The sequence below is a fragment of the Actinomadura sp. KC345 genome (assembly GCF_004348515.1).
Taxonomy (GTDB): Bacteria; Actinomycetota; Actinomycetes; order Streptosporangiales; family Streptosporangiaceae; genus Spirillospora.
Genome location: NZ_SMKH01000016.1, coordinates 21,360 through 40,872, shown reverse-complemented (window position 1 = coordinate 40,872; position 19,513 = coordinate 21,360). Strand labels below are relative to the sequence as shown.

Genomic DNA, 19,513 nt, shown 5'->3' with positions numbered 1-19,513 from the left:
GCCGGGGGAGCCGGTCAGGCGAGATCGCCGTGAGGCCGCCTGGGGCTAATCTGCCTGCATGCACCTACCGAGGGAGCTGGTGCCATGGGAATCGTGTTGGGCCCCAACCAGTACGGCAAGGCGCAGATCAGGGTGTTCCGCGTCCACCGCGAGACCGCCCGGCACGAGGTGCGCGACCTGAACGTGTCGACGTCGCTGCGCGGCGACTTCACCGCGGCGCACGATCCGGGCGACCAGTCCGGCGTGCTGCCGACCGACACGCAGAAGAACACGGTGTTCGCGTTCGCCAAGGAGGGCGTCGGCACGATCGAGGAGTTCGGCCTGAGGCTCGCCGACCACTTCGTCGCGCAGGTCCCGAGGGCCGACGGCGCCCGCATCGAGATCGAGGAGTACGCCTGGGACCGGATCCCGTCCGGCGGCGAGGGGCATGACCATTCGTTCGTCCGGCGCGGCGGCGAGACGCGGACCACGATCGTCACGGTCGCCGGCCAGGGCGCCGCCCGGCGGGCGTGGGTCGTCTCCGGCGTCCAGGACCTCGTCATCGCCAAGACGACCGGATCGGAGTTCTCGGGGTTCCTCAAGGACGGGTACACGACCCTCGCCGAGACCGGCGACCGCGTCCTCGCCACCTCGCTCGTGGCCCGCTGGCGCTACGACGGCACGGACGCCGACTTCGACGAGCGCCACGCGTCGATCCGCTCGGTGCTGCTGGAGCGGTTCGCCGAGGTGCGCAGCCTCGCCCTGCAGCAGTCGCTGTACGCCATGGGCGAAGCCGTCCTCGAACGGCATCCGGAGGTCGCCGAGATCCGCTTCTCCGCGCCGAACAAGCACCACTTCGAGGTGGACCTGTCGCCGTTCGGCCTGGACAACTGGGGCGAGGTGTTCATCGCCGCCGACCGGCCCTACGGCCTCATCGAGGCAGCCGTGACCCGCGACGACGCACCCGGCGCCGGGCAGGCCTGGCTCACCGTCCCCGGTTTCTGCTGAGGCTCCCGTGAGCCACGTGATCGTCGCACCGGACAAGTTCAAAGGCAGCCTGTCCGCCCGCCAGGCGGCCGCGCATGTCGCGGCGGGCCTGCGCGCCGCCGCGCCCGGCGTGGACGTCGTCGAGCTGCCGGTCGCCGACGGTGGGGACGGGACGCTCGAAGCCGCGCTCTCCGCGGGGTACGAGCGGGTGCCGGTGACCGCCGTCGGCCCCACCGGGGAGCCGGTCGCCACCGCGTTCGCCCGGCGCGGCGGGGTCGCCGTCGTCGAGATGGCCGACGTCTCCGGCCTGTCCCGGCTCCCCGGCGGGCGCCTTGACCCCCTCGGCGCCGGCACCTACGGCACCGGCCAGGTCATCCGGGCGGCACTGGACGCGGGAGTGCGCACGATCGTGCTGGGCGTGGGAGGCAGCGCGTCCACCGACGGGGGCGCCGGCCTCGCGCGGGCGCTCGGCGCCGGCGTCCGCCGGGGCGGCGGAGGCGATGCCGCGCCCGGGGGAGCGGGCCTGCTCGACGTCGCGGACGTCGACCTGCGCGGCCTGCACCCCAGGATCGCCGAGACCGAGTTCATCCTGGCCAGCGACGTGGACAACCCCCTCCTGGGCCCGCGTGGCGCCGCCGCGGTCTACGGCCCGCAGAAGGGGGCGGGCCCCGATGACGTGGCGCTCCTCGACCGCGCGCTGGCGCGCTGGGCGGCGCGGGTGGCCCTGGCCACCGGCACCGACCACTCCGCCACCCCGGGCGCGGGCGCCGCGGGAGGCGTGGGGTTCGCCGCCCTGGCCCTGCTGGACGCGGAACCGCGGCCCGGCATCGAGATCGTCCTCGAACTCGTCGGATACGCCGGCCTGCTCCGGGAGGCCAGGCTCGTGATCACCGGGGAGGGGTCGCTGGACGAGCAGACCCTCTGCGGCAAGGCCCCCGCCGGGGTCGCCGCCGCGGCCGCGGCCGCCGGCGTCCCCGTGGCGGCCGTCGCCGGGCGCGCCTCCCTGTCCGGCGCCGAGCTGGCCGCGGCGGGGATCGACCGCGTCTACACCATCACCGACCTCGAACCCGATCCGCTGCGGCGCATGAGCGAGGCCGGGCCGCTGCTGGAACGGCTGGCCGCGCGGCCGGCCGCCGACTTCGGCCTCTTCGCCGCCGAGAGGGGCGACGCATGACGGATCTCGATCTCCTCATCCGCGCACGGCGGGCGGTCACCGGCTCCGGCGAGGCGGCCCGCTGCGTCGGGGTCAGGGACGGACTGATCGTGGCGGTCGAGCCCCCGGACGCGCCGCTCCGCGCGGCTCGGGTCGTGGACCTCGGCGAGGACGAGGTGCTGCTGCCGGGGCTCGTCGACACCCACGTCCACGTGAACGACCCCGGCCGCGCGGAGTGGGAGGGATACGCCACCGCCACCCGCGCCGCCGCCGCCGGAGGCGTCACCACGATCGTCGACATGCCGCTCAACAGCGTGCCCCCGACCGTGAACGCCGCCGCGCTCGACGTCAAGCGCGGCACGGCCGCGGGCCGGGCCTGGGTGGACGTCGGGTTCTGGGGCGGCGCCGTTCCGGGCAACCTCCCGGACCTGCGCGAGCTCCATGCCGCCGGGGTGCTCGGCTTCAAGTCCTTCCTGCTGCACTCGGGCGTCGACGAGTTCCCGCCCCTCACCGCCGGCGAACTCCAGCGCGCCCTGCGGGAACTGCGCGACCTCGACGCGCCGATGATCGTCCACGCCGAGGACGCCGGCGCCGTCGAGCGGGCGCCCGCCGCGCACGGCCCCCGGTACCGCGACTTCCTGGCGTCCCGTCCCCGCGCCGCGGAGAACCTCGCGATCGCCCAGGTCATCGGGCTCGCCCGCTCGACCGGCGCGCGTGCGCACATCCTGCACCTGTCCAGCTCGCACGCCCTTCCCATGATCCGCTCGGCCCGGCGCGACGGCGTCCGGCTCACCGTGGAGACCTGCCCCCACTACCTGGTGTTCGCGGCGGAGGAGATCGCCGACGGCGCCACCCAGTTCAAGTGCTGCCCGCCGATCCGCGAGGCGGCCAACCGCGAGCCGCTGTGGCGGGGCCTGGCCGACGGGACGATCGACATGGTCGTCTCCGACCATTCGCCGTGCACGCCCGAGCTGAAGTGCCTTGACACCGGCGACTTCGGCCAGGCCTGGGGCGGCGTCGCGTCCCTCCAGGTCGCCCTGCCCGCCGTCTGGACGGAGGCGCGCCGCCGCGGCCACACGCTCACCGATATGGCCCGCTGGATGGCCGCGCACCCCGCCCGGCAGGCCGGCCTCCGCCGCAAGGGGCGCATCGAGGTGGGCCGCCACGCCGACTTCTGCGTCTTCGCCCCCGACGACACCTTCACCGTGGACGTCCGGCGCCTGCACCACCGCAACCGGATCTCCCCGTACGACGCCCGCGAGCTGACCGGCGCCGTGCGCGCCGCCTGGCTGCGCGGCGCACCGGTCGACATCGCCGGGGAACCGCGCGGCCGGCTTCTGACGAGAGGAGAAGCATGACGTCCGGCTTCACCGCCCTGCCCGACCTCGCCTGCCGCGACCTCGCCGCCGGAGTCGTCTCCGCCAACGACGAGTTCTTCGCCGAACGCGAGAACCTCATCAAGCCCGGACCCGCCGCCTTCTCCGCCGCGGACTTCGGGCACAAGGGCAAGACCTACGACGGCTGGGAGACCCGCCGCCGCCGCGAACCGGGCGCCGACCACGCGATCGTGCGCCTCGGGGTCCCCGGCGTGGTCCGCGGCGTGGTCATCGACACCGCGTGGTTCACGGGCAACCACCCGCCCCACGCGTCGGTGGAGGCGACCGGCGTCGAGGGCTACCCCTCGCCCGAGGAGCTGCAACGGGCGACCTGGGAGACCCTGGTGCACAAGTCGCCCATCGAGGGCGACATGCGGAACGCCTTTTCCGTCACCGACCCGCGCCGCTTCACCCACGTCCGGCTCACCATCTACCCGGACGGCGGCGTGGCGCGGTTCCGCGTGCACGGCGAGCCGGTGCCCGACCCCCGCCTCATGGACGGCACCGTCGACCTCGCCGCGCTGGAGTCCGGCGGGGACGTCGTGGCCTGCTCCGACATGTTCTACAGCTCACCGCGCAACATCCTGCTGCCCGGCCGCTCACGGCTCATGGGCGACGGCTGGGAGAACGCCCGCCGCCGCGACGACGGCAACGACCACGTCACCGTCGCCCTCGCCGGCCGCGCCCGGGTCCACCGCGTCGAGATCGACACGTCCTACTACCTGGGCAACGCCCCAGGCTGGGCGTCCCTGACCGGCATGGACGGCGACGCCCGGGTGGATCTCCTGCCGAAGACCCGCCTGCAGCCGGACACCCGGCACCACTTCCGCGCGGCGGCCGCGAGCCCGGTCACCCGCGTCCGCCTGGACGTCTACCCCGACGGCGGCGTAGCGCGGCTCCGCGTCCACGGCAGCCTGACCCGCGAAGCCCGCGCCGCCGCCATGGTCCGCTTCCTGGACCTCCTCCCCGAAGACCAGGCCGCCGCCGTCCTCAGCCTCTCCGGAGGAGCCGCCCCCGACGAGGCCCGGGCCCTCCTGGGCGCCCGCCCCTTCGGCGCCGCCGACGCACTGCCCGCCCGCGTCCTGGAACGGCTGCTCGGAAACCCGTCCGGGGGCTGACCTGCGGCGCCGCGGCCTCAGAGCAGGTCCGGGACCATCGCGAGCTTGTCCGGGTTGCGCACGATGTTGATCGCGGTGATGCGCCCGGCGTCCACGGTGAACGCCATGACGCCCAGCCCGCCTCCGGCGTCCCGGACCAGCAGCCCCGGCGCACCGTTGACCTCGGTGGGCAGGGTGTCCAGCGGGCCCGCCATGCGCGCGTAGGCGGCGAGCACCATGGAGGCCACCCGCGCCGCCCCCCGCTCGATGTGCTGGAGCGTGCGGACCTTGCCGCCGCCGTCGCCGCGGATCACGACGTCCGGGTCGAGCAGCGCGATGAGCCCCGGCAGGTCGCCGTTCCGGCAGGCGGCCGTGAACGCCCCGACCAGCTCCCGCTGCTCGGCCTCCGTGGCCGGCGTCCGCGGCCGCCCGTCCTGGACGTGCCGGCGCGCCCGCGAGGCGAGCTGGCGCACCGCCGCCGGTGAACGGCCGACGACCTCGGCGACCTCGGGGAAGGGCACGCCGAAGACGTCGTGCAGCACGAACGCCGTGCGCTCGGCGGGGGAGAGGCGCTCCAGGACGACGAGCAGCGCCATGCTCACCGACTCGTCCAGCGTGATCCGGTCGGCGGGGTCGGCGGAGGGTGTCTCGACCAGCGGCTCGGGCAGCCAGGTGCCGACGTACTTCTCGCGGCGGGCCCTCGCGCTGGTCAGGGTGTCGAGCGCCAGCCTGCTGACGGTGGTCGTCAGCCAGGCGCCGAGTTCGCGGATGGACGCCGGGTCGTCGACCCCGCGCAGCCGCAGCCACGCCTCCTGGACGCAGTCCTCGGCCTCGACCAGCGAGCCCGTCATCGTGTACGCCACCCTCAGCAGCCTCGGCCGGTCGTCCTCGAAGGCCCGCGCGAGCAGCTCCTCGGCGTTCGGATCAGTCGTTTCCACGTCATGGAGACGACACGGCGGGCCCGGATGTGACACGGCCGGCGCCATGTCACACCTCGGCGGGCCGGGTCGTCACATGGGCGCAGAGGCCCAGGACGACCTGCGGCACCAGAGGACACCTCCGGGAAAGAGATCATGACACTTGCCGAGCTGAACCGAGACGAGGACATCCGGCCGCCCGCGCGGGGCGGGGTGTTCGCGCGCGTCGCGAGCTTCGCCCATCGCCGCAGATGGCTCGCCCTGCTGCTGTGGGTGGCGGTCCTGGCCGGCGTCTGGACCGCGGCGGCGGCCGCGGGCGACGACTACCGCAACGACTACTCCCTGCCCGGCACCGAGTCGCAGCAGGCGGCCGACCTGCTGGCCGAGCACGGCGCCGCCCACGCCGGGGACACCATCGAGATCGTCCTGCACGCCGAGGGCGGACTGCGCGAACCCGGCGTCCAGCGGCGCGTGGGCGCCATGCTCCGCGACGTCGCCGGGCTGACCAACGTGGGCCAGGTCCAGAGCCTGTACGAGGGCGGGGGCGCCATCTCCCAGGACGGCACGGTCGGCTACGCGTCCGTGACGCTGGAGGTCCCGTCGCAGGACATGCCGAAGGCCGACACCCAGCGCATCTACGACACCGCCCAGAAGGCCGCGGGCCCCGGGCTCCAGGTCGAGCTGGGAGGCGACGCGGCCCGGTTGCTGGCGGAGGGCGGGACCAGCGCCGCGGAGGGCGCGGGCATCCTGGCCGCGCTGGTCATCCTGGTCCTGATGTTCGGCTCGTTCATCGCGGCCGGGCTGCCCATCGTGATCGCCCTGTTCGCCGTGGGCTCCACCGTCGGGTGCATCATCGTGGCCTCGCACGTCTTCACGATCGCCGAGTGGACCCCGCCGGTGATGATCCTGGTCGGCCTCGGCGTCGGCATCGACTACGCGCTGCTGATCTTCGCGCGGTACCGCGCCGAGCTGGTGCGCGGCTCGGACCCGGAGCGGGCCGCCGTGACCGCGATGGACGCCGCAGGCCGTTCGGTGTTCTTCGCCGGCTGCACCGTCCTGCTGGCCCTGCTCGGCCTCGTCGCCCTGGGCATCGGCTCGATCCAGGGCATGGCGCTCTCGGTCGCGCTGACCGTGCTGGTGACCATGCTCGCCTCCCTGACCATGCTGCCCGCGCTGCTCGGGATCTTCGGCCCCCGCTTCGCCCGCCAGTTCACCCGGCGCGCCGAGCGGCGCAGGGCCAAGGGCAGGACCGATGACGGCGCCGGCTGGCGGCGGCTCGGCGCCGGTGTGCAGCGGCGTCCGCTGGCCGCCCTGCTGGCGGGCGCGGTGATCCTCGGCGCCCTCGCCCTTCCGGCGCTGGGGATACGGCTCGGATTCTCCGACGCGGGCGGCGACCCTGCCGGCAGCACCAGCCGGCAGGCGTACGATCTGCTGTCCGAAGGCTTCGGCCCCGGGTTCAACGGCCCGCTGCTGGTGGTGACCGACGGCGGCCCGCAGGCCGCGGCGGCGGCGGCCACGGCGCTGAACGACACCCCCGGAGTCCAGGCCGCCGCGAAGCCGATCCCCACACCGGACGGCGAGGCCGCGACCATCCTGGCGTTTCCCGCCTACTCGCCGCAGGACGAGAGGACCTCCGAACTCGTCGGCACCCTGCGGGACGACGTTCTGCCGGAGGTGTCCGCGCAGAGCGGCGCGCAGTACATGGTCGGCGGGGCCACGGCCACGCTCGAGGACTACTCGGCCATGCTCGGTGACCGGATGCCGCTGTTCATGGCCATCGTCGTCGGCCTCTCGATCCTCCTGCTGACGGCGGTGTTCCGCTCGGTGCTCATCCCGCTGAAGGCCGCGGTGCTGAACCTGCTCAGCATCGGCGCCGCGCTGGGTGCGATGAAGCTCGTCTACCAGGACGGCATGTTCGGTATCGAGGGCGGCCCGATCGAGGCCTACCTGCCGGTGATGCTCTTCGCCATCGTCTTCGGGCTCTCCATGGACTACGAGATCTTCCTGATCTCCCGGATGCACGAGGAGTGGACGCGCTCGGGGCGCAAGGACCCCTCCCACGCCGTGCGGGAGGGCCTGGCCCACACCGGCTCGGTGATCACGGCGGCCGGCGCCATCATGGTCGTGATCTTCGCCGCCTTCATGCTCAGCTCCGACCGGATGCTCCAGCAGTCCGGGTTCGGCTTCGCGGTGGCGATCTTCGTGGACGCGGTCATCATCCGCTGCCTGATCGTTCCGGCGGCGATGGAACTGATGGGCCGCCGCGCCTGGTGGCTGCCGGCGCCACTGGCCCGCCTGCTGCCGAAGGTCGAACTGGAACGCCACTGAGCACGCCCGGGCCGGGGCCGGTCCCGGCGGAGCCTAGTCCCACTGGAGCAGGGCCAGCTCGCAGCTCAGCCCCGGCCCGAACGCCATGAGAACGCCCAGCGTGCCTTCGGGGGGCGGGGTGGCGTTCACCTCCTGAAGAATGTGCACGACCGTGGCGCCGACCATGTTCCCCCTCTGCGCGAGGACGTCGTATGAGACCTGGAAGGCGCCGCGGTCGACACCGAGACCGCGTGCGACGTGGTCCAGAACCTTCGCGCTGCCCGGATGGCATATCCAGGCCCCGATGTCACCGGCCTTCACGCCGTGGCGCCCCAGCAGGCTCCCGACCGCCGGCGGCGCCGCCGCTTCGAAGATCTCCGCGGTGCCCGGCTCCAGGAAGGTGCGCAGGCCCTGCTCCCCGACGCTCCAGCCGGCCATGTGCCTGGTTCCCGGGATGAAGGCGCTGTGGGCGTCCACGACCCACGGGCCCGGTGCCGGGGCGCCGGTCCTTCCCGCACCCGCCATGACGATCACGCCGCAGCCGTCACCGAACAGCGCGGATTCGACGAGCCGGGTCATCGTCATCGGCCCGGTGCCGAACAGGAAGTACGGCAGGTCGCAGACGACCCCGACCGCCAGCTGATCGGGATGGGCCAGGAGGTGGTCGTGCATCCGCCCGGTCATCGCGCCGCCACCCGAGCAGCCGGCGGCCGGCATCGAGACGCGCCGGACGTCGGTGCGCAGCCCCAGGGCCGTGGCGATCTCCACGTCCAGGGAGGGCGCGCCCAGCGCCGTGTACGACGTCGTCGCCAGCATGTCGACCCGCTCGGGCGCCAGCTCCAGCTCGTCCATGACCTCTCGGACCGCCGTGACGCTCTGCTCGACCACCTCTTCCCGCTGCCGCGCCAGCGCCTGCTCGACGGGCCGCGGCGAAAGGGCTTCCAACGGCACGCTGGTATACCGGGTGCGCACTCCCGAGTTACCGAAGACCCGGCCGATCACCTCGTCCCCGAACGGCACGGATTCCGAGTCCGGGAACAACCCTCTGACGGCCGCCATGATCTCGGCGTTGTCGTACCGGTGGGCGGGCACGTGCCCGCGGGCGGCGATGATGCGGTTCCGGCCGAACGTATCCACAGAAGACCCCACTTCACCTGGTGCCGGGTGACCGAATAACGTGCCAGAAAAGAAAGCCTTGCATTCCTGCTTCGGCCGCGCAATACCGCACGGGGAGCATGCGCCTGTACCTCTGGAGGCGTACGTCAGTGGCCACTGAAAATGGCTCGTCATTGGACGGTATTAGACGTGGTCAGACGCAAATGGACAAAACTAGACGTGCCCGATGGGTGCGGTACTCCCGAATGCGTACAGCTGAATACGACGTGATGGTGACGCCCGCCCGGCGCATTCCAGGGATCATGGCGTCACAGGGCCGCGCCGGACCGCTTCTCGGGTGACGCGCGCTCCGGCCTCGTGGCGGCGACGTTTCGTCATGGTGGGTTTCATGGACGTGATCAGTACCGCCGAAGTCCCGGCGAAGGAGCGGTTCGCCTTCTGGCGCGAGGTGAGTGCGGAGGCCTGGGTGCCCCTGGAAGTGCGCTGCGAACCGCACCTGGAGGGCGGGTTCGGGGCGCGGGCCGGATTCGCCGGGCTCGGCCCCGTGCGGATGACGTTGCTGACCACGACCCCGATCTCGGTCCACCGCACGCCCAGCTTGATCCGCCGGTCCGATCCCGAGGCGTTCCTGGTGACCTGCGCCCTACGCGGTTCCGTGACCGGGGAGCAGGACGGTCGGCGGGCGGATCTGCGGACCGGGGATCTGGTCCTGCGCGACAGTTCCCGTCCCTACACGACGAGGTTCGCGCCGGGAGACTCCGCGGCCCGGTCGCTGGTGCTGCGGTTCCCGCGCTCGTCGCTTCCGCTGCCCGAGCGGGGCCTGCGTGATCTGACCGGGGGCCGTGTCCGGGGCGACCACGGCGTGGGTGCGCTGGCCTCGCAGTTCCTCCTGCGGCTGGTCAGGCACATGGAGGAGCTCGGCCCGGCCGACACCGCCAGGCTGTCCACGCTGACGCTCGACCTTCTGACCGCCGTGTTCGCCCATGAACTGGACGTTCACGGCGCGCTGCCGCCCCAGAGCAGGCGCGGAGCGCTGCTGGCCCAGATCTACGCCTTCGTCGAGGACAACCTCGGCGATTCCCAGCTGACCCCGGGCGCCATCGCCGCGGCCCACCACATCTCACCGCGCTACCTGCACCGGCTCTTCCAGGACGAAGGCCGGACCGTCGGCGGCTGGATCCGTGGTCGCCGGCTGGACCGGTGCCGGCGCGACCTGGCCGACCCCTGGCTGGCCGCGCACAGCATCAGCGCGATCGCCGCCCGGTGGGGGTTCTCCAGCCCCGCGCATTTCAGCCAGGCGTTCCGCGCCGCCTACGATCTGTCACCCGCCCAGTTCCGGCGCCGGCACACGACAGGGCACGCACGCTGAAGACCTGTGCGCTCACCCGCAAGACAGGCCCGGCCGCGGTCCCGCATCCTGGCTCTGACCGGCCATGGACCATTGGCGATGCCATTCGGAACAGAACGGATCCTCGGTTCGGCCGGAGGAGGGAAGCGTCATGGCGAAATCTCTGAAGGGGCTCGCAGACCGCATCGTCGAGCGAATCGTGCCCTCGGCCGACGCGCACGCCGCCTGCCTGAGCTGCGGGGGGCAGACCTGCGTCTACAAGTGCTGCGTCCAGGGCTCGCGGATCGACATGTACCGCTGCTGTCACGAGCTTTCCGGCTGTGTATGCAGGCAGATCGGACCCTGCTGAGCGGTCGGGCGCCGCGTGGTTCGCGGATGAGCGGCAGCGGACGAGAAGAATCGTCCGCTGCCGAACCGCAGAAGGCCGCCACGCGTTCATCGCGCGGAGAGGTGAAAGGGAGAGGTGAAAGGGCCCATGACGGTTCTCATCGCGGCCGTGGTGATTCTCGCGTGCCTCGGCCTGCTGATTCTTCTGGTCCTGCTGGGAGTGACCCGCCGATTGCGTGATCATACGGAACGCCTGCACCGCCTGGAACGCGGCCGTCCGCTCGCGGGCCCGTCGCCCGCGGACTTCGACGTCGGCGAATTCTCCGCCACGTCGCTGGACGGCGAACCGATGTCGGCCGACTGGCTGGTCGGCGAGGAGTCGGTGGTGGCCTTCCTCACCTATGGATGCTCCGCCTGCAGCCTCCAGCTGCCCGCGCTGCGGCGCCACACGGCGGAGACGGGCGGGAAGGTACTGATCGTGGCGGCCCTGGTGCCGGGCGAGGAGGCGGATCCCGCCGCGCTCCGCGCCGAGGTCGGGGACGGCGCGGTGATCGTGGAAGAGCGGTTCGCGGGCCCGATCCAGCGCGCCTTCCAGGTGGAGGAGTATCCGACCTTCCACCTCGTCGGCGCGGACGGCGCGCCCAGAGCGCTCTCCGCCGGCCTGCGCGACCTGCTGGATGCCAGGGAGGATCTCCCGGCCGGCGTCCCGGCCGGCTGAGGGAGTGCGCGATCTCGGCACGGCCGTCCGGCTGATCTGGCGGGGTCATCGGGCCGGTGCGCTCGTGACCCTCACCGGTTCGCTCGTTCTCGGCGTCGTCCCCGTCACGGCCGCGTGGCTGACCAAGCTGATCGTCGACGGCCTGGCGGGGCGGCCTTCCCAGGGCGACGTTCCGCGGGTCCTGCTCATCGGCGGGCTGGTGGCCGCGTTCCTGTTCGGGCAGCTCGGGCAGGGCTGGCTCCGGTACCTGCAGGAGCTCGTCAGCCGGCGGATCGAGTTCGTGGTGCAGAGCGAGCTGTTCGCCGCGCTGAACCGGCATCCCGGCCTGGCGGTGTTCGAGCGGCCCGGCTTCCACGACCGCCTCGAACTCGCGCAGCGGGCAGGACAGGTCGCGCCGCACCAGCTGGTGACGGCGGCCGGCGGACTCCTGCAGGCCGCCGGCTCCCTGGCGGGCTTCGTCGCGGCGTTGATCGCGGTCAGTCCCGCCGTCGCGGGGCTGGCGGGCGCGGCGGTCGCTCCGCAGCTGGTCGCCGATCTGCGGTTGGCCCGCCGCCGGGTCGCCACGCAGGTCGAGCTGAGCCCGGCGCAGCGCCGCACCCTGTTCTACGCCCGGTTGCAGGCCGAGCCCCAGGCCGCCAAGGAGTCCCGGATATTCGGTCTCGGCGACTTCTTCCACGGCCGGATGGTCCGCGAGCTGGACGCCATCATCCGCACCGAGCGGGCCCTGGAGTGGCGGGTGTTCCGGGTCCAGGCCGGGCTCGACGCCCTGTCCGCCGCGGCGATCGGCGTGGGCATGGCGCTGATCGTACGAAGCGCGATGAACGGGACGCTGACACCGGGCGACACCGTCGTGGCGCTCGCCGCCCTGCCCGCCATGGCGCTGGCGATGGCCGGCACGGTGCAGCAGCTCGCGGTCGGCAAGGAGGCACTGCTCGTGGTCGGGCACTACCGGGCCCTGGTGGCCTCCGGTCCGGCCGCCGCGGCGGAAGGCGCGGCGGCACCGCCCCTGCGTGACGGCATCACCTTCGAGGACGTCTGGTTCCGGTACGGCGACGACCTGCCCTGGGTGCTGCGCGGAGTGAACCTGCGGATCCGGTGCCGCCACTCCGTCGCCGTGGTCGGCCTCAACGGCGCCGGCAAGAGCACCCTGGTCAAGCTGCTCACCCGCCTGTACGAGCCGACCAAGGGCCGGATCCTGTGGGACGGCACCGACATCGCCGGGCTCGACCCGGACTCGCTGCGGCAGCGGATCGGCGTCGTGTTCCAGGACTTCATGACCTACGACCTGACCGCGGTGGAGAACATCGGCCTCGGCGATCTGCGTCACCTCGGCGACCCGGCCAGGGTCGGGGAGGCCGCGAAGCTGGCCGGGATCCACGGCGCCATCGAAGAACTCCCCGACGGCTATGGCACCATGCTCAGCCGCACCCATGGACCGGAGCACGGCGGCGGCCGCACCGGGGTGATGCCGTCCGGCGGGCAGTGGCAGCGGCTGGCGCTGGCGCGGATGCTCATGCGCGCCGACCGGGACCTGCTGATCCTCGACGAGCCGAGCGCGGGTCTCGACGCCGAGGCCGAGTACGAGGTGCACCGGGTGATCCACCGGCGTACCGAGGGCCGCACGCGGCTGCTCGTCTCCCACCGGCTGAACGCGGTCCGGATGGCGGAGCTGATCGTGGTGCTCGACGGCGGCGTCGTCAGCGAGGCCGGCACCCACCAGGAGCTGATCGGCGAACGCGGCAGGTACGCCGGGCTGTTCCACCGGCAGGCGCACGGCTACCGGGACTGAGGCGCCCGTGTTACTCCCGTCATGCGGCGCAAGACCACACCGACGACGAGCGCCTCGGGCAGCGCGCCGAACACGTTCGAGTCGAGGCTGTGATCGGCCGAGTCGCCGACGACATGGACCATGCCGTCACGCACCCGGCCCTCGTCGGCGGCCGGGTGCGGCTCTCCGCCGACGGCCGCGACCCGCTTCACCAGCAACGGGTCGTCCCCGCCGCCCGGCACGTGGAATCCCTCGGGAACCCGGCAGACGACCACGTCGCCCGCGCGGAGCCGCCGGAACAGGCTGCGCCGGACGGCGAGCAGGACGTCGCCGTCCCGGTAGGCCGGCAGCATGCTCCCCCCGCGCACCCTGCTCACGAGCAGCCCCCGGCGGAGAAGGAGCACCAGAGCGCTCACCACCGCGAGCACACCCAGGCTGATCAGCGAGATCCGCATAAAAGCATTGTAGCCATTTGTGAACGCATTACGGGAACCTGTGGTGGAAAGGGGTCACTGCTTTGGCTCATTACCTGTTGTTCTGCCGGGTGGTACTGGCCGGCATATTCGTGGTGTCGCTCATATCCAAAACCCGTGGCCGAAACGCGTACCGCGAATTCGTGGACGCGACCCGCGCGCTGCTGGAGGTGCCGTCACGGCGGGCTCGGCCGCTCGCGGGGGCGGCCGTCGCCGCCGAGGCCGGGACCGTGGTCCTGCTGACCGTGCCGGGGATGTCGCCGACCGGGTTCGCGGTCGCCGCCGGCCTGCTGTCGTGCTTCACGGTCGCGCTGGTGAGGGCGGTCCGGCGCGGCACCGGGGCGTCGTGCGGCTGCTTCGGCGCGACCGCCGCACCGGCCGCACCCCGCCATGTGATCCGCAACCTCCTTTTGATCGCGCTGGCGTGCGGCGCGCTGGCGACACTCCTCCTGGAGACCCGGCCGGCCCCCGGGATGGCCGGTGGTGCCCTCACGGCCCTTGTGGCGGTCACGCTGACCGCGCTGATTCTGCGTCTCGACGACCTCGTCGACCTCTTCCGGAAACCGCCCGTTCTCGAAGCGGCCGCCGGTCAGCGGCGGGCGGGCGGCGGGAAGCACCAGGCGTGATCGCGTCCGTTCCCCTTCGGAGCGCCGGGCGCCCCGGAACGGGGGAGTGCCGGCCTGCTGAGCATCGGCTCCCCGGGCCGTCCATCACGGCATCCATGGGAAGCCGCCACTGTCAACGGCGATGATCGCCGCTGACCCATGCGTACTTCGTGTCTTAAATCGCCATAGTTGCAGTTCTGGTGGGGTGCTTTTCTCAAGTCGGCCGGGCGATCGGCCGGCCGCCACCCCATGGGGCATCCGCCCGCCTCCAGGAGGCAAAGGTGTCCAGGACACGCTGGATCGCCGCGACCGCCGTCGCCGTCACCGGAACGCTCCTCGCCTCGGGACTCACCGTCCCCGGGCAGGCCGGAACACTCCCTCCCCGCTCGCAGCCCCCGGGCGAGCACACCGACCTGCCCGACAAGGACGCCCGCACCGGCGGCCTGGCCCCCACCACCCGGCAGCGGGGTGCCGCCCGAGACGTGACCGTCCGGTGGAACAGGCTCGGCACGCCTGCGTCGGTGACCGACGCCGAACCCCTGGCCGGCGGGCTGGCCGACGACCCCGAGAAGGCGGCCCGCGCCTACCTCGCCGGCCACCGGGACCTGTTCGGCCTGGACGCCGCCGCCGTCGCCCGCCTGGAGAAGGTCGCCGTCAACCCCATCGGCAAGGGCGCGGCCGTGCTGCTGCGCCAGCGCTTCGGTGACCTGCCCGCCGGTCACGACGGGCTGGTGGCGGTCGGCGTGAGCGGCGGCGAGATCGTCTCGGTCACCTCCACCCTGGCCCGCGACGACGAGCCTCCGCCGTCCGCCACGCTCTCCCGGGACGACGCGGTGGCCGCGGCCGGACGGGACGCCGGTATCACCGGCGCCGCCGACGCGGCGCGCAGGGTGCGGCTCGTCGCCGTCCCCACCGCCGAGGGCGCCCGCAGCGCCTACCAGGTCGTCCTCATGGACTCCTCCGGTGCGGAGCCCAAGGCCGTCGCCTCCTACGTCGACGCCCGCACCGGCGCGGTCCTCGTGCGGGAGAACCTCGTCGACCGGCACCGGCATGGCGACGACCCGCGCTGGTCGGTGTTCCCGGCCACCCCGCGCGGCGACTACTCGTCCCGCGACACCCGCGAGACCTGGTGCTACGCGCCGGCGCGCGGCTGCCGGTTCGTGGTCGGCGGCGACCCCTCCACCGGCAGGCCGTGGGACGCCGACCCCGGAACGGGAGCCTCGACGACGACCAGCCTGGGCAACGCGGCCCGCACCTACGAGAACCGCGCGAGCGACGACCCCTTCACCGTCGGCACCCGCACCGGCGCGCCGAGGCCGGACCGCGACTACGACCACCCCTGGGCCAACCAGTGGTACACGAGCAAGTGCGACCCGGCGACGCTGGACAGCCCGCAGGAGGCCGACGTCGAAGCGGCCATCTCCAACCTCTTCGTCCAGCACAACCGGCTGCACGACTGGTCCTACCGGCTCGGCTTCACCGAGTCGGCCTGGAACATGCAGGTCGACAACGGCGACCGCGGCGGTCTCGGCGGCGACCCCGAGCAGGGCAACGCGCAGGCCGGCGCCAGGTTCCCCGCCATCCGCGACAACGCGAACCAGATAACTCCGCCCGACGGCGTCCCCGCCATCACCAACATGTACCTGTGGCAGCCGATCGCGGGCGCATTCTACGCCCCGTGCGTCGACGGCGACTTCGACATGAGCGTGATCGGGCACGAGTACGCCCACGCCATCTCCGGCCGCATGGTCGCCGGGCCGGACTCCGGGTGGAACGGCCCGCAGGCGGGCGCGATGAACGAGAGCACCTCCGACCTGCTCGCCATGGAGTACCTGCGCGAGTACGGACTGCGCGCACCCGGCCGGACGCCGTACGTCATCGGCGGCTACGTCACCGGCGAGCCGCGCACCGGGATCCGCAACTACGACATGAGCCGCAGCCCGCTGAACTACAGCGATCTCGGCTACGACCTGACCGGCCCCCAGGTCCACGCCGACGGTGAGATCTGGACCGCCACCCAGTTCGACCTCCGCCAGGCGTTCGTCCGCCGCCACGGCGACGGCAGCGCCTCGCTCCAGCGCGCGTGCGCCGACGGGAAGGTGCCGGTGGCCAGGTGCCCGGGCAACCGGCGGTGGGCGCAGTTGTCCTTCGACGCGCTGCTGCTCATGGCCACCGGAGCGGTCAGCTACGTCGACCACCGCAACGCCCTGCTCGCCGCCGACGTGATCCGCTTCGGCGGCGAGAACCAAGACCTGATCTGGAAGGCGTTCGCCCGGCACGGCCTGGGAGAGGACGCGGCCAGCGACGGCCCCGCCGACGCCGACCCGACCCCGAGCTTCGCCTCCCCGGTCTCACGCAACGCCGAGGTCACGCTCGACCCCCGCGGCGACGCCGAGGACGGGAAGGTCCGCCTCTACGTGGGCGACTACGAGGCCCGCGCGGTCCCGGTGGCCGACACCGACCCGGCGACCCCGCTGGATGCCACGTTCGCCATGACACCCGGCCGCTACTCCTTCGTCGCGGTCGGCGAGGGCTTCGGCCACAGGAAGTTCACCGCCACCATCGGCGGGTCGCGGCGGACCCTGCCGGTCACGATGCACCGCAACCAGGCCGCGGCCGCCAACGGCGCCACCGCCACCGGCGACGGCCTGTCGCACAAGGCGCTGCTGGACGAGACCGAGGCGACCAACTGGCAGTCGGTGAACGCCCCCGTGGCCGACCGCCGGGTGACCGTCGACCTGGCCGGCGACCGCCCGGTCAGGATCGGCCGGGTGCAGGTCAGCGCGATGCTGCGCCCCACGGTCGCCGACGACCCGGAGGGGCCCGGCACGTCCCAGAACCGGTTCACCGCGCTGCGCTCCTTCCGCCTGCTGGCCTGCGACGCCACCAAGGCCGACTGCTCGCGGGACGGCGGATACCGCGCCGTCTACACCAGCCCGGACGACGCCTTCCCCGCCGACCGGCCACGGCCGACGGCACCCGACATCACCCTGCGTTCCTTCGACCCACGGAACTTCACCGCGACCCACCTGCGCCTGCAGGTGCTCTCCAGCCAGTGCACCGGAGCCCCGGCCTACGCGGGAGAGCAGGACAACGACCCGCGCTCCGGCACCGACTGCGCCACCGCTTCGCCCCGCGCCGGCATCGTCCGGGCCGCCGAACTCCAGGCCTTCGCCCGCTGACCGGCACCCGGCCGACGAGGCGGGAGCCCCCCGGCGGCTCCCGCCTCCGGCCTCGCCCGCCGGGTCGCACTCCCCGGGGTGACGAATCACGGTGAGACCGGTGCCCGTGTGTGGACGGGGTGATCCGGTGTGCTCACGTTGTTGCTGAAGAAATGCCGTATTGGCACGGTCCAATTCCGGAGGGCGAGTGGCCGTGCCGCCTATATCGCCGGTGGTCGGAGCCCAATTCGGCGTGGTGGCGCATCGTGGCGAGTTTGCGCCTGTGTCGTCATGTGTTTAAATCGGAATGCGCGGGGAACCCTGCTCGACCGTATCGACCGACGGGAAGTCAAGCGGGCCGTTCGAGGCACGGAACCGCGACCTGTGCTCCTGTACCCAGGGAGCCCGGCCGGATGCTGACTTCCTCTGAGGCGTCCATGGCCCGTCGCCCCGGAGGAAGAGCCATTCAGCGGTCCGGACTGGAGATCACCGGAGTCACTTCCAGTGAACGGCTGATCGTGTTCATCCGGTGCAGACGGGTCACCATCACAGGGAAATCACGGCTGGAAGACCATGCGTGTACTAGTGGTGAACGAGGAACCCGCCGTCGCGGAATCCATCACCGCGGGCCTGCGGCGGCACGGCTACGACGCCGAGAGCGTCGACACGGGAACCGAGGCGTTGCGGAGCCACGACCAGGTCGACCTCGTCCTCCTGGACCTGGAGCTGCCCGACCTGGACGGCCTTGAGGTGTGCCGGGCCATCCGGAACGAGGGGGACACCCCGATCATCGTCGTCACCGACCGTGACGACCGGATCCACCGGGTCCTCGTCCTGCAGGCCGGGTCGGACGACTGCCTGGACAAGCGCGACTGCCTGGAGATCCCGCTCGGGTTCCGCGAACTCATCGCCCGCATCGAGGCGGTCATGCGGCGCGCCCGGCCGGACCGCCACCGCAGGCGCCAGATCTCGCGCGGCTCCCTGCACATCGACACGGATCTGCGCGAGGTGCGGGTGGACGGGCGCCCGGTCGCCCTGACCCGCAAGGAGTTCGATCTCCTTCATCTGCTCGCCAGGCATCCCGAGAAGATCCTCCCGCGGAGGCAGATCATGGCCGAGGTCTGGGACGACCACCATGTGGGGTCGAGCCGGACGCTCGACATGCACGTCAGCAGCCTGCGCGGCAAACTCGGCGCGGGCTCGTGGATCAGGACGGCCCGCGGCGTCGGATTCGGGATCGGCCACGGCTGAATGCCGGACGAGCGGCCTCTCGATCATCTTACGTAATCTTACGCGGATCTTACAGTTCGCCCATTGACGGTCCAGGCCGGTCTATTGATTGACTTGTGTGGGCTTCTCCTTAACGTGCACCCGAAACGAGGACAAGGAGCGACCATGGCGGATCTCACGGACAAGACCGCGCTGGTGACCGGCGCCAGCCGGGGAATCGGGAAGGCCGTCGCCGAACGTCTGGCCCGCGATGGAGCGACGGTGGCCGTCCATTACTCGGCCAATAAGGATGCTGCGGAGGAAACGGTTTCCGCGGTGCGAAGGGCGGGTGGCCGGGCCTTTCCGGTCCAGGCCGAATTCGGAACTCCGGGGGATGTGGACGACCTGTTCGCGCGCCTGACCGACGAGCTGGAAAGATCCACCGGACAGGCGCGGCTGGACATTCTGGTCAACAACGCCGGCATCATGGGCGGGGTTCCGCCCGAGGAGATCACGCCGGAACTCTTCGACCGGCTGGTCGCCGTCAACGCCAGGGCCCCGCTGTTCATCGTGCAGCGCGCGCTGGAGATCATGCCCGACGGCGGCCGCATCATCAACATCTCCTCCGGCCTGACCCGCGTCGCCAACCCCGACGAGGTCGCGTACGCGATGACCAAGGGCGCGGTCGAGATGATCAGCCTGCACTACGCCCGCCACCTGGGCCCGCGGAACATCACCGTCAACAGCGTCGCTCCCGGTCTGACCGACAACGGGGGCCCGGTCTTCCAGATGCCCGAGGCCGTCGAGCAGATGGCCCGGATGTCGGCGTTCGGCCGCGTGGGACGTCCGGAGGACGTCGCCGACGTGGTCGGCTTCCTCGCCTCTCCAGACGGGCGCTGGGTCACCGGAGCCTTCCTCGACGCCACCGGTGGCACCCTGCTGGGCTAGGGGCCGCCTCGTCACGAGAGCACG

Annotated in this window: 16 protein-coding genes; 13 read left to right on the top strand and 3 right to left on the bottom strand. The window is 72.4% G+C overall.

All coding sequences use genetic code 11. From position 1 onward, the window contains the following. Window positions 1–84 precede the first annotated feature (84 nt). The 4 genes from pucL to alc are packed head-to-tail and all read left to right on the top strand — an operon-like array spanning window position 85 to window position 4,613. Entirely contained in the window at window positions 85–987 is a 903-nt protein-coding gene (gene pucL, locus E1281_RS04725) for a factor-independent urate hydroxylase (RefSeq protein WP_131875889.1), read from the top strand. 16 nt (window positions 988–1,003) lie between these two features. Then, a complete protein-coding gene (locus E1281_RS04720) occupies window positions 1,004–2,140 on the top strand; it encodes a glycerate kinase (protein WP_207943096.1) in 1,137 nt (378 codons plus the stop codon). After that, on the top strand, window positions 2,137–3,477 hold the full coding sequence (gene allB, locus E1281_RS04715; protein ID WP_131875887.1) for an allantoinase AllB: 1,341 nt from the start codon (window positions 2,137–2,139) through the stop codon (window positions 3,475–3,477). The genes E1281_RS04720 and allB overlap by 4 nt, the downstream gene beginning before the upstream one ends. Next, window positions 3,474–4,613, top strand: coding sequence for an allantoicase (gene alc, locus E1281_RS04710; RefSeq protein WP_131875886.1), 1,140 nt, complete (start codon window positions 3,474–3,476; stop codon window positions 4,611–4,613). Before allB ends, alc begins: the two co-directional genes overlap by 4 nt. Before the next feature lie 17 nt (window positions 4,614–4,630). Here the strand turns inward: alc and sigJ are convergent, their stop codons facing one another. Beyond that, a complete protein-coding gene (gene sigJ / locus E1281_RS04705; RefSeq protein WP_243716585.1) occupies window positions 4,631–5,530 on the bottom strand; it encodes an RNA polymerase sigma factor SigJ in 900 nt (299 codons plus the stop codon). Between the two features lie 135 nt (window positions 5,531–5,665). Between sigJ and E1281_RS04700 the strand changes: the two genes are divergently transcribed. Then, window positions 5,666–7,837: an MMPL family transporter gene (locus E1281_RS04700; RefSeq protein ID WP_207943095.1), complete on the top strand. Its 2,172-nt coding sequence runs from the start codon at window positions 5,666–5,668 to the stop codon at window positions 7,835–7,837. 33 nt (window positions 7,838–7,870) lie between these two features. Here E1281_RS04700 and E1281_RS04695 read toward each other — a convergent pair whose 3' ends face one another. Further along, window positions 7,871–8,953, bottom strand: coding sequence for a 3-oxoacyl-[acyl-carrier-protein] synthase III C-terminal domain-containing protein (locus E1281_RS04695; protein WP_165958789.1), 1,083 nt, complete (start codon window positions 8,951–8,953; stop codon window positions 7,871–7,873). Between the two features lie 367 nt (window positions 8,954–9,320). On the opposite strand from E1281_RS04695, the gene E1281_RS04690 reads away from it, so the two are divergent. The 4 genes from E1281_RS04690 to E1281_RS04680 all read left to right on the top strand — a co-directional run bounded on the left by E1281_RS04690 (window position 9,321) and on the right by E1281_RS04680 (window position 13,114). Then, the gene (locus E1281_RS04690; protein ID WP_131875883.1) at window positions 9,321–10,301 is read left to right on the top strand and encodes a helix-turn-helix domain-containing protein; all 981 of its coding nucleotides are present in this window, start codon (window positions 9,321–9,323) and stop codon (window positions 10,299–10,301) included. Between the two features lie 130 nt (window positions 10,302–10,431). Continuing rightward, window positions 10,432–10,629, top strand: a complete 198-nt coding sequence (locus tag E1281_RS39975) for a hypothetical protein (protein ID WP_165958788.1) — start codon at window positions 10,432–10,434, stop codon at window positions 10,627–10,629. Between the two features lie 126 nt (window positions 10,630–10,755). After that, complete coding sequence (locus tag E1281_RS39970) at window positions 10,756–11,325, top strand: hypothetical protein (RefSeq protein ID WP_165958787.1); 570 nt, start codon at window positions 10,756–10,758, stop codon at window positions 11,323–11,325. Window positions 11,326–11,329: 4 nt separating this feature from the next. Then, window positions 11,330–13,114, top strand: a complete 1,785-nt coding sequence (locus E1281_RS04680; RefSeq protein WP_131875882.1) for an ABC transporter ATP-binding protein — start codon at window positions 11,330–11,332, stop codon at window positions 13,112–13,114. Here E1281_RS04680 and E1281_RS04675 read toward each other — a convergent pair. Continuing rightward, complete coding sequence (locus tag E1281_RS04675; RefSeq protein WP_131875881.1) at window positions 13,102–13,548, bottom strand: S26 family signal peptidase; 447 nt, start codon at window positions 13,546–13,548, stop codon at window positions 13,102–13,104. The two genes, E1281_RS04680 and E1281_RS04675, sit on opposite strands and share 13 nt — an antisense overlap. 62 nt (window positions 13,549–13,610) lie before the next feature. Here E1281_RS04675 and E1281_RS04670 point away from each other — a divergent pair, with 62 nt between their 5' ends. From E1281_RS04670 to E1281_RS04655, 4 genes are all read left to right on the top strand, one after another. Beyond that, window positions 13,611–14,192 (top strand): MauE/DoxX family redox-associated membrane protein, encoded by a 582-nt coding sequence (locus E1281_RS04670; protein WP_165958786.1) that lies wholly within the window; start codon window positions 13,611–13,613, stop codon window positions 14,190–14,192. Between the two features lie 260 nt (window positions 14,193–14,452). Beyond that, window positions 14,453–17,353 carry a M36 family metallopeptidase gene (locus E1281_RS04665; RefSeq protein ID WP_279433588.1) on the top strand — a complete coding sequence of 967 codons (2,901 nt, stop codon included), beginning with the start codon at window positions 14,453–14,455 and terminating at the stop codon, window positions 17,351–17,353. 567 nt (window positions 17,354–17,920) lie between these two features. After that, entirely contained in the window at window positions 17,921–18,583 is a 663-nt protein-coding gene (locus E1281_RS04660) for a response regulator transcription factor (RefSeq protein ID WP_243716584.1), read from the top strand. Between the two features lie 63 nt (window positions 18,584–18,646). Next, complete coding sequence (locus E1281_RS04655; RefSeq protein WP_279433587.1) at window positions 18,647–19,489, top strand: SDR family oxidoreductase; 843 nt, start codon at window positions 18,647–18,649, stop codon at window positions 19,487–19,489. Window positions 19,490–19,513: the final 24 nt, after the last annotated feature.

Excerpts from the sequence above, each read along its gene's own strand:
- E1281_RS04675 (WP_131875881.1), bottom strand. The coding sequence starts at position 13,548 with ATGCGGATCTCGCTGATCAGCCTGGGTGTGCTCGCGGTGGTGAGCGCT.
- E1281_RS04690 (WP_131875883.1), top strand. The coding sequence starts at position 9,321 with ATGGACGTGATCAGTACCGCCGAAGTCCCGGCGAAGGAGCGGTTCGCC.
- E1281_RS39970 (WP_165958787.1), top strand. The coding sequence starts at position 10,756 with ATGACGGTTCTCATCGCGGCCGTGGTGATTCTCGCGTGCCTCGGCCTG.
- allB (WP_131875887.1), top strand. The coding sequence starts at position 2,137 with ATGACGGATCTCGATCTCCTCATCCGCGCACGGCGGGCGGTCACCGGC.
- pucL (WP_131875889.1), top strand. The coding sequence starts at position 85 with ATGGGAATCGTGTTGGGCCCCAACCAGTACGGCAAGGCGCAGATCAGG.
- E1281_RS39975 (WP_165958788.1), top strand. The coding sequence starts at position 10,432 with ATGGCGAAATCTCTGAAGGGGCTCGCAGACCGCATCGTCGAGCGAATC.
- E1281_RS04700 (WP_207943095.1), top strand. The coding sequence starts at position 5,666 with ATGACACTTGCCGAGCTGAACCGAGACGAGGACATCCGGCCGCCCGCG.
- alc (WP_131875886.1), top strand. The coding sequence starts at position 3,474 with ATGACGTCCGGCTTCACCGCCCTGCCCGACCTCGCCTGCCGCGACCTC.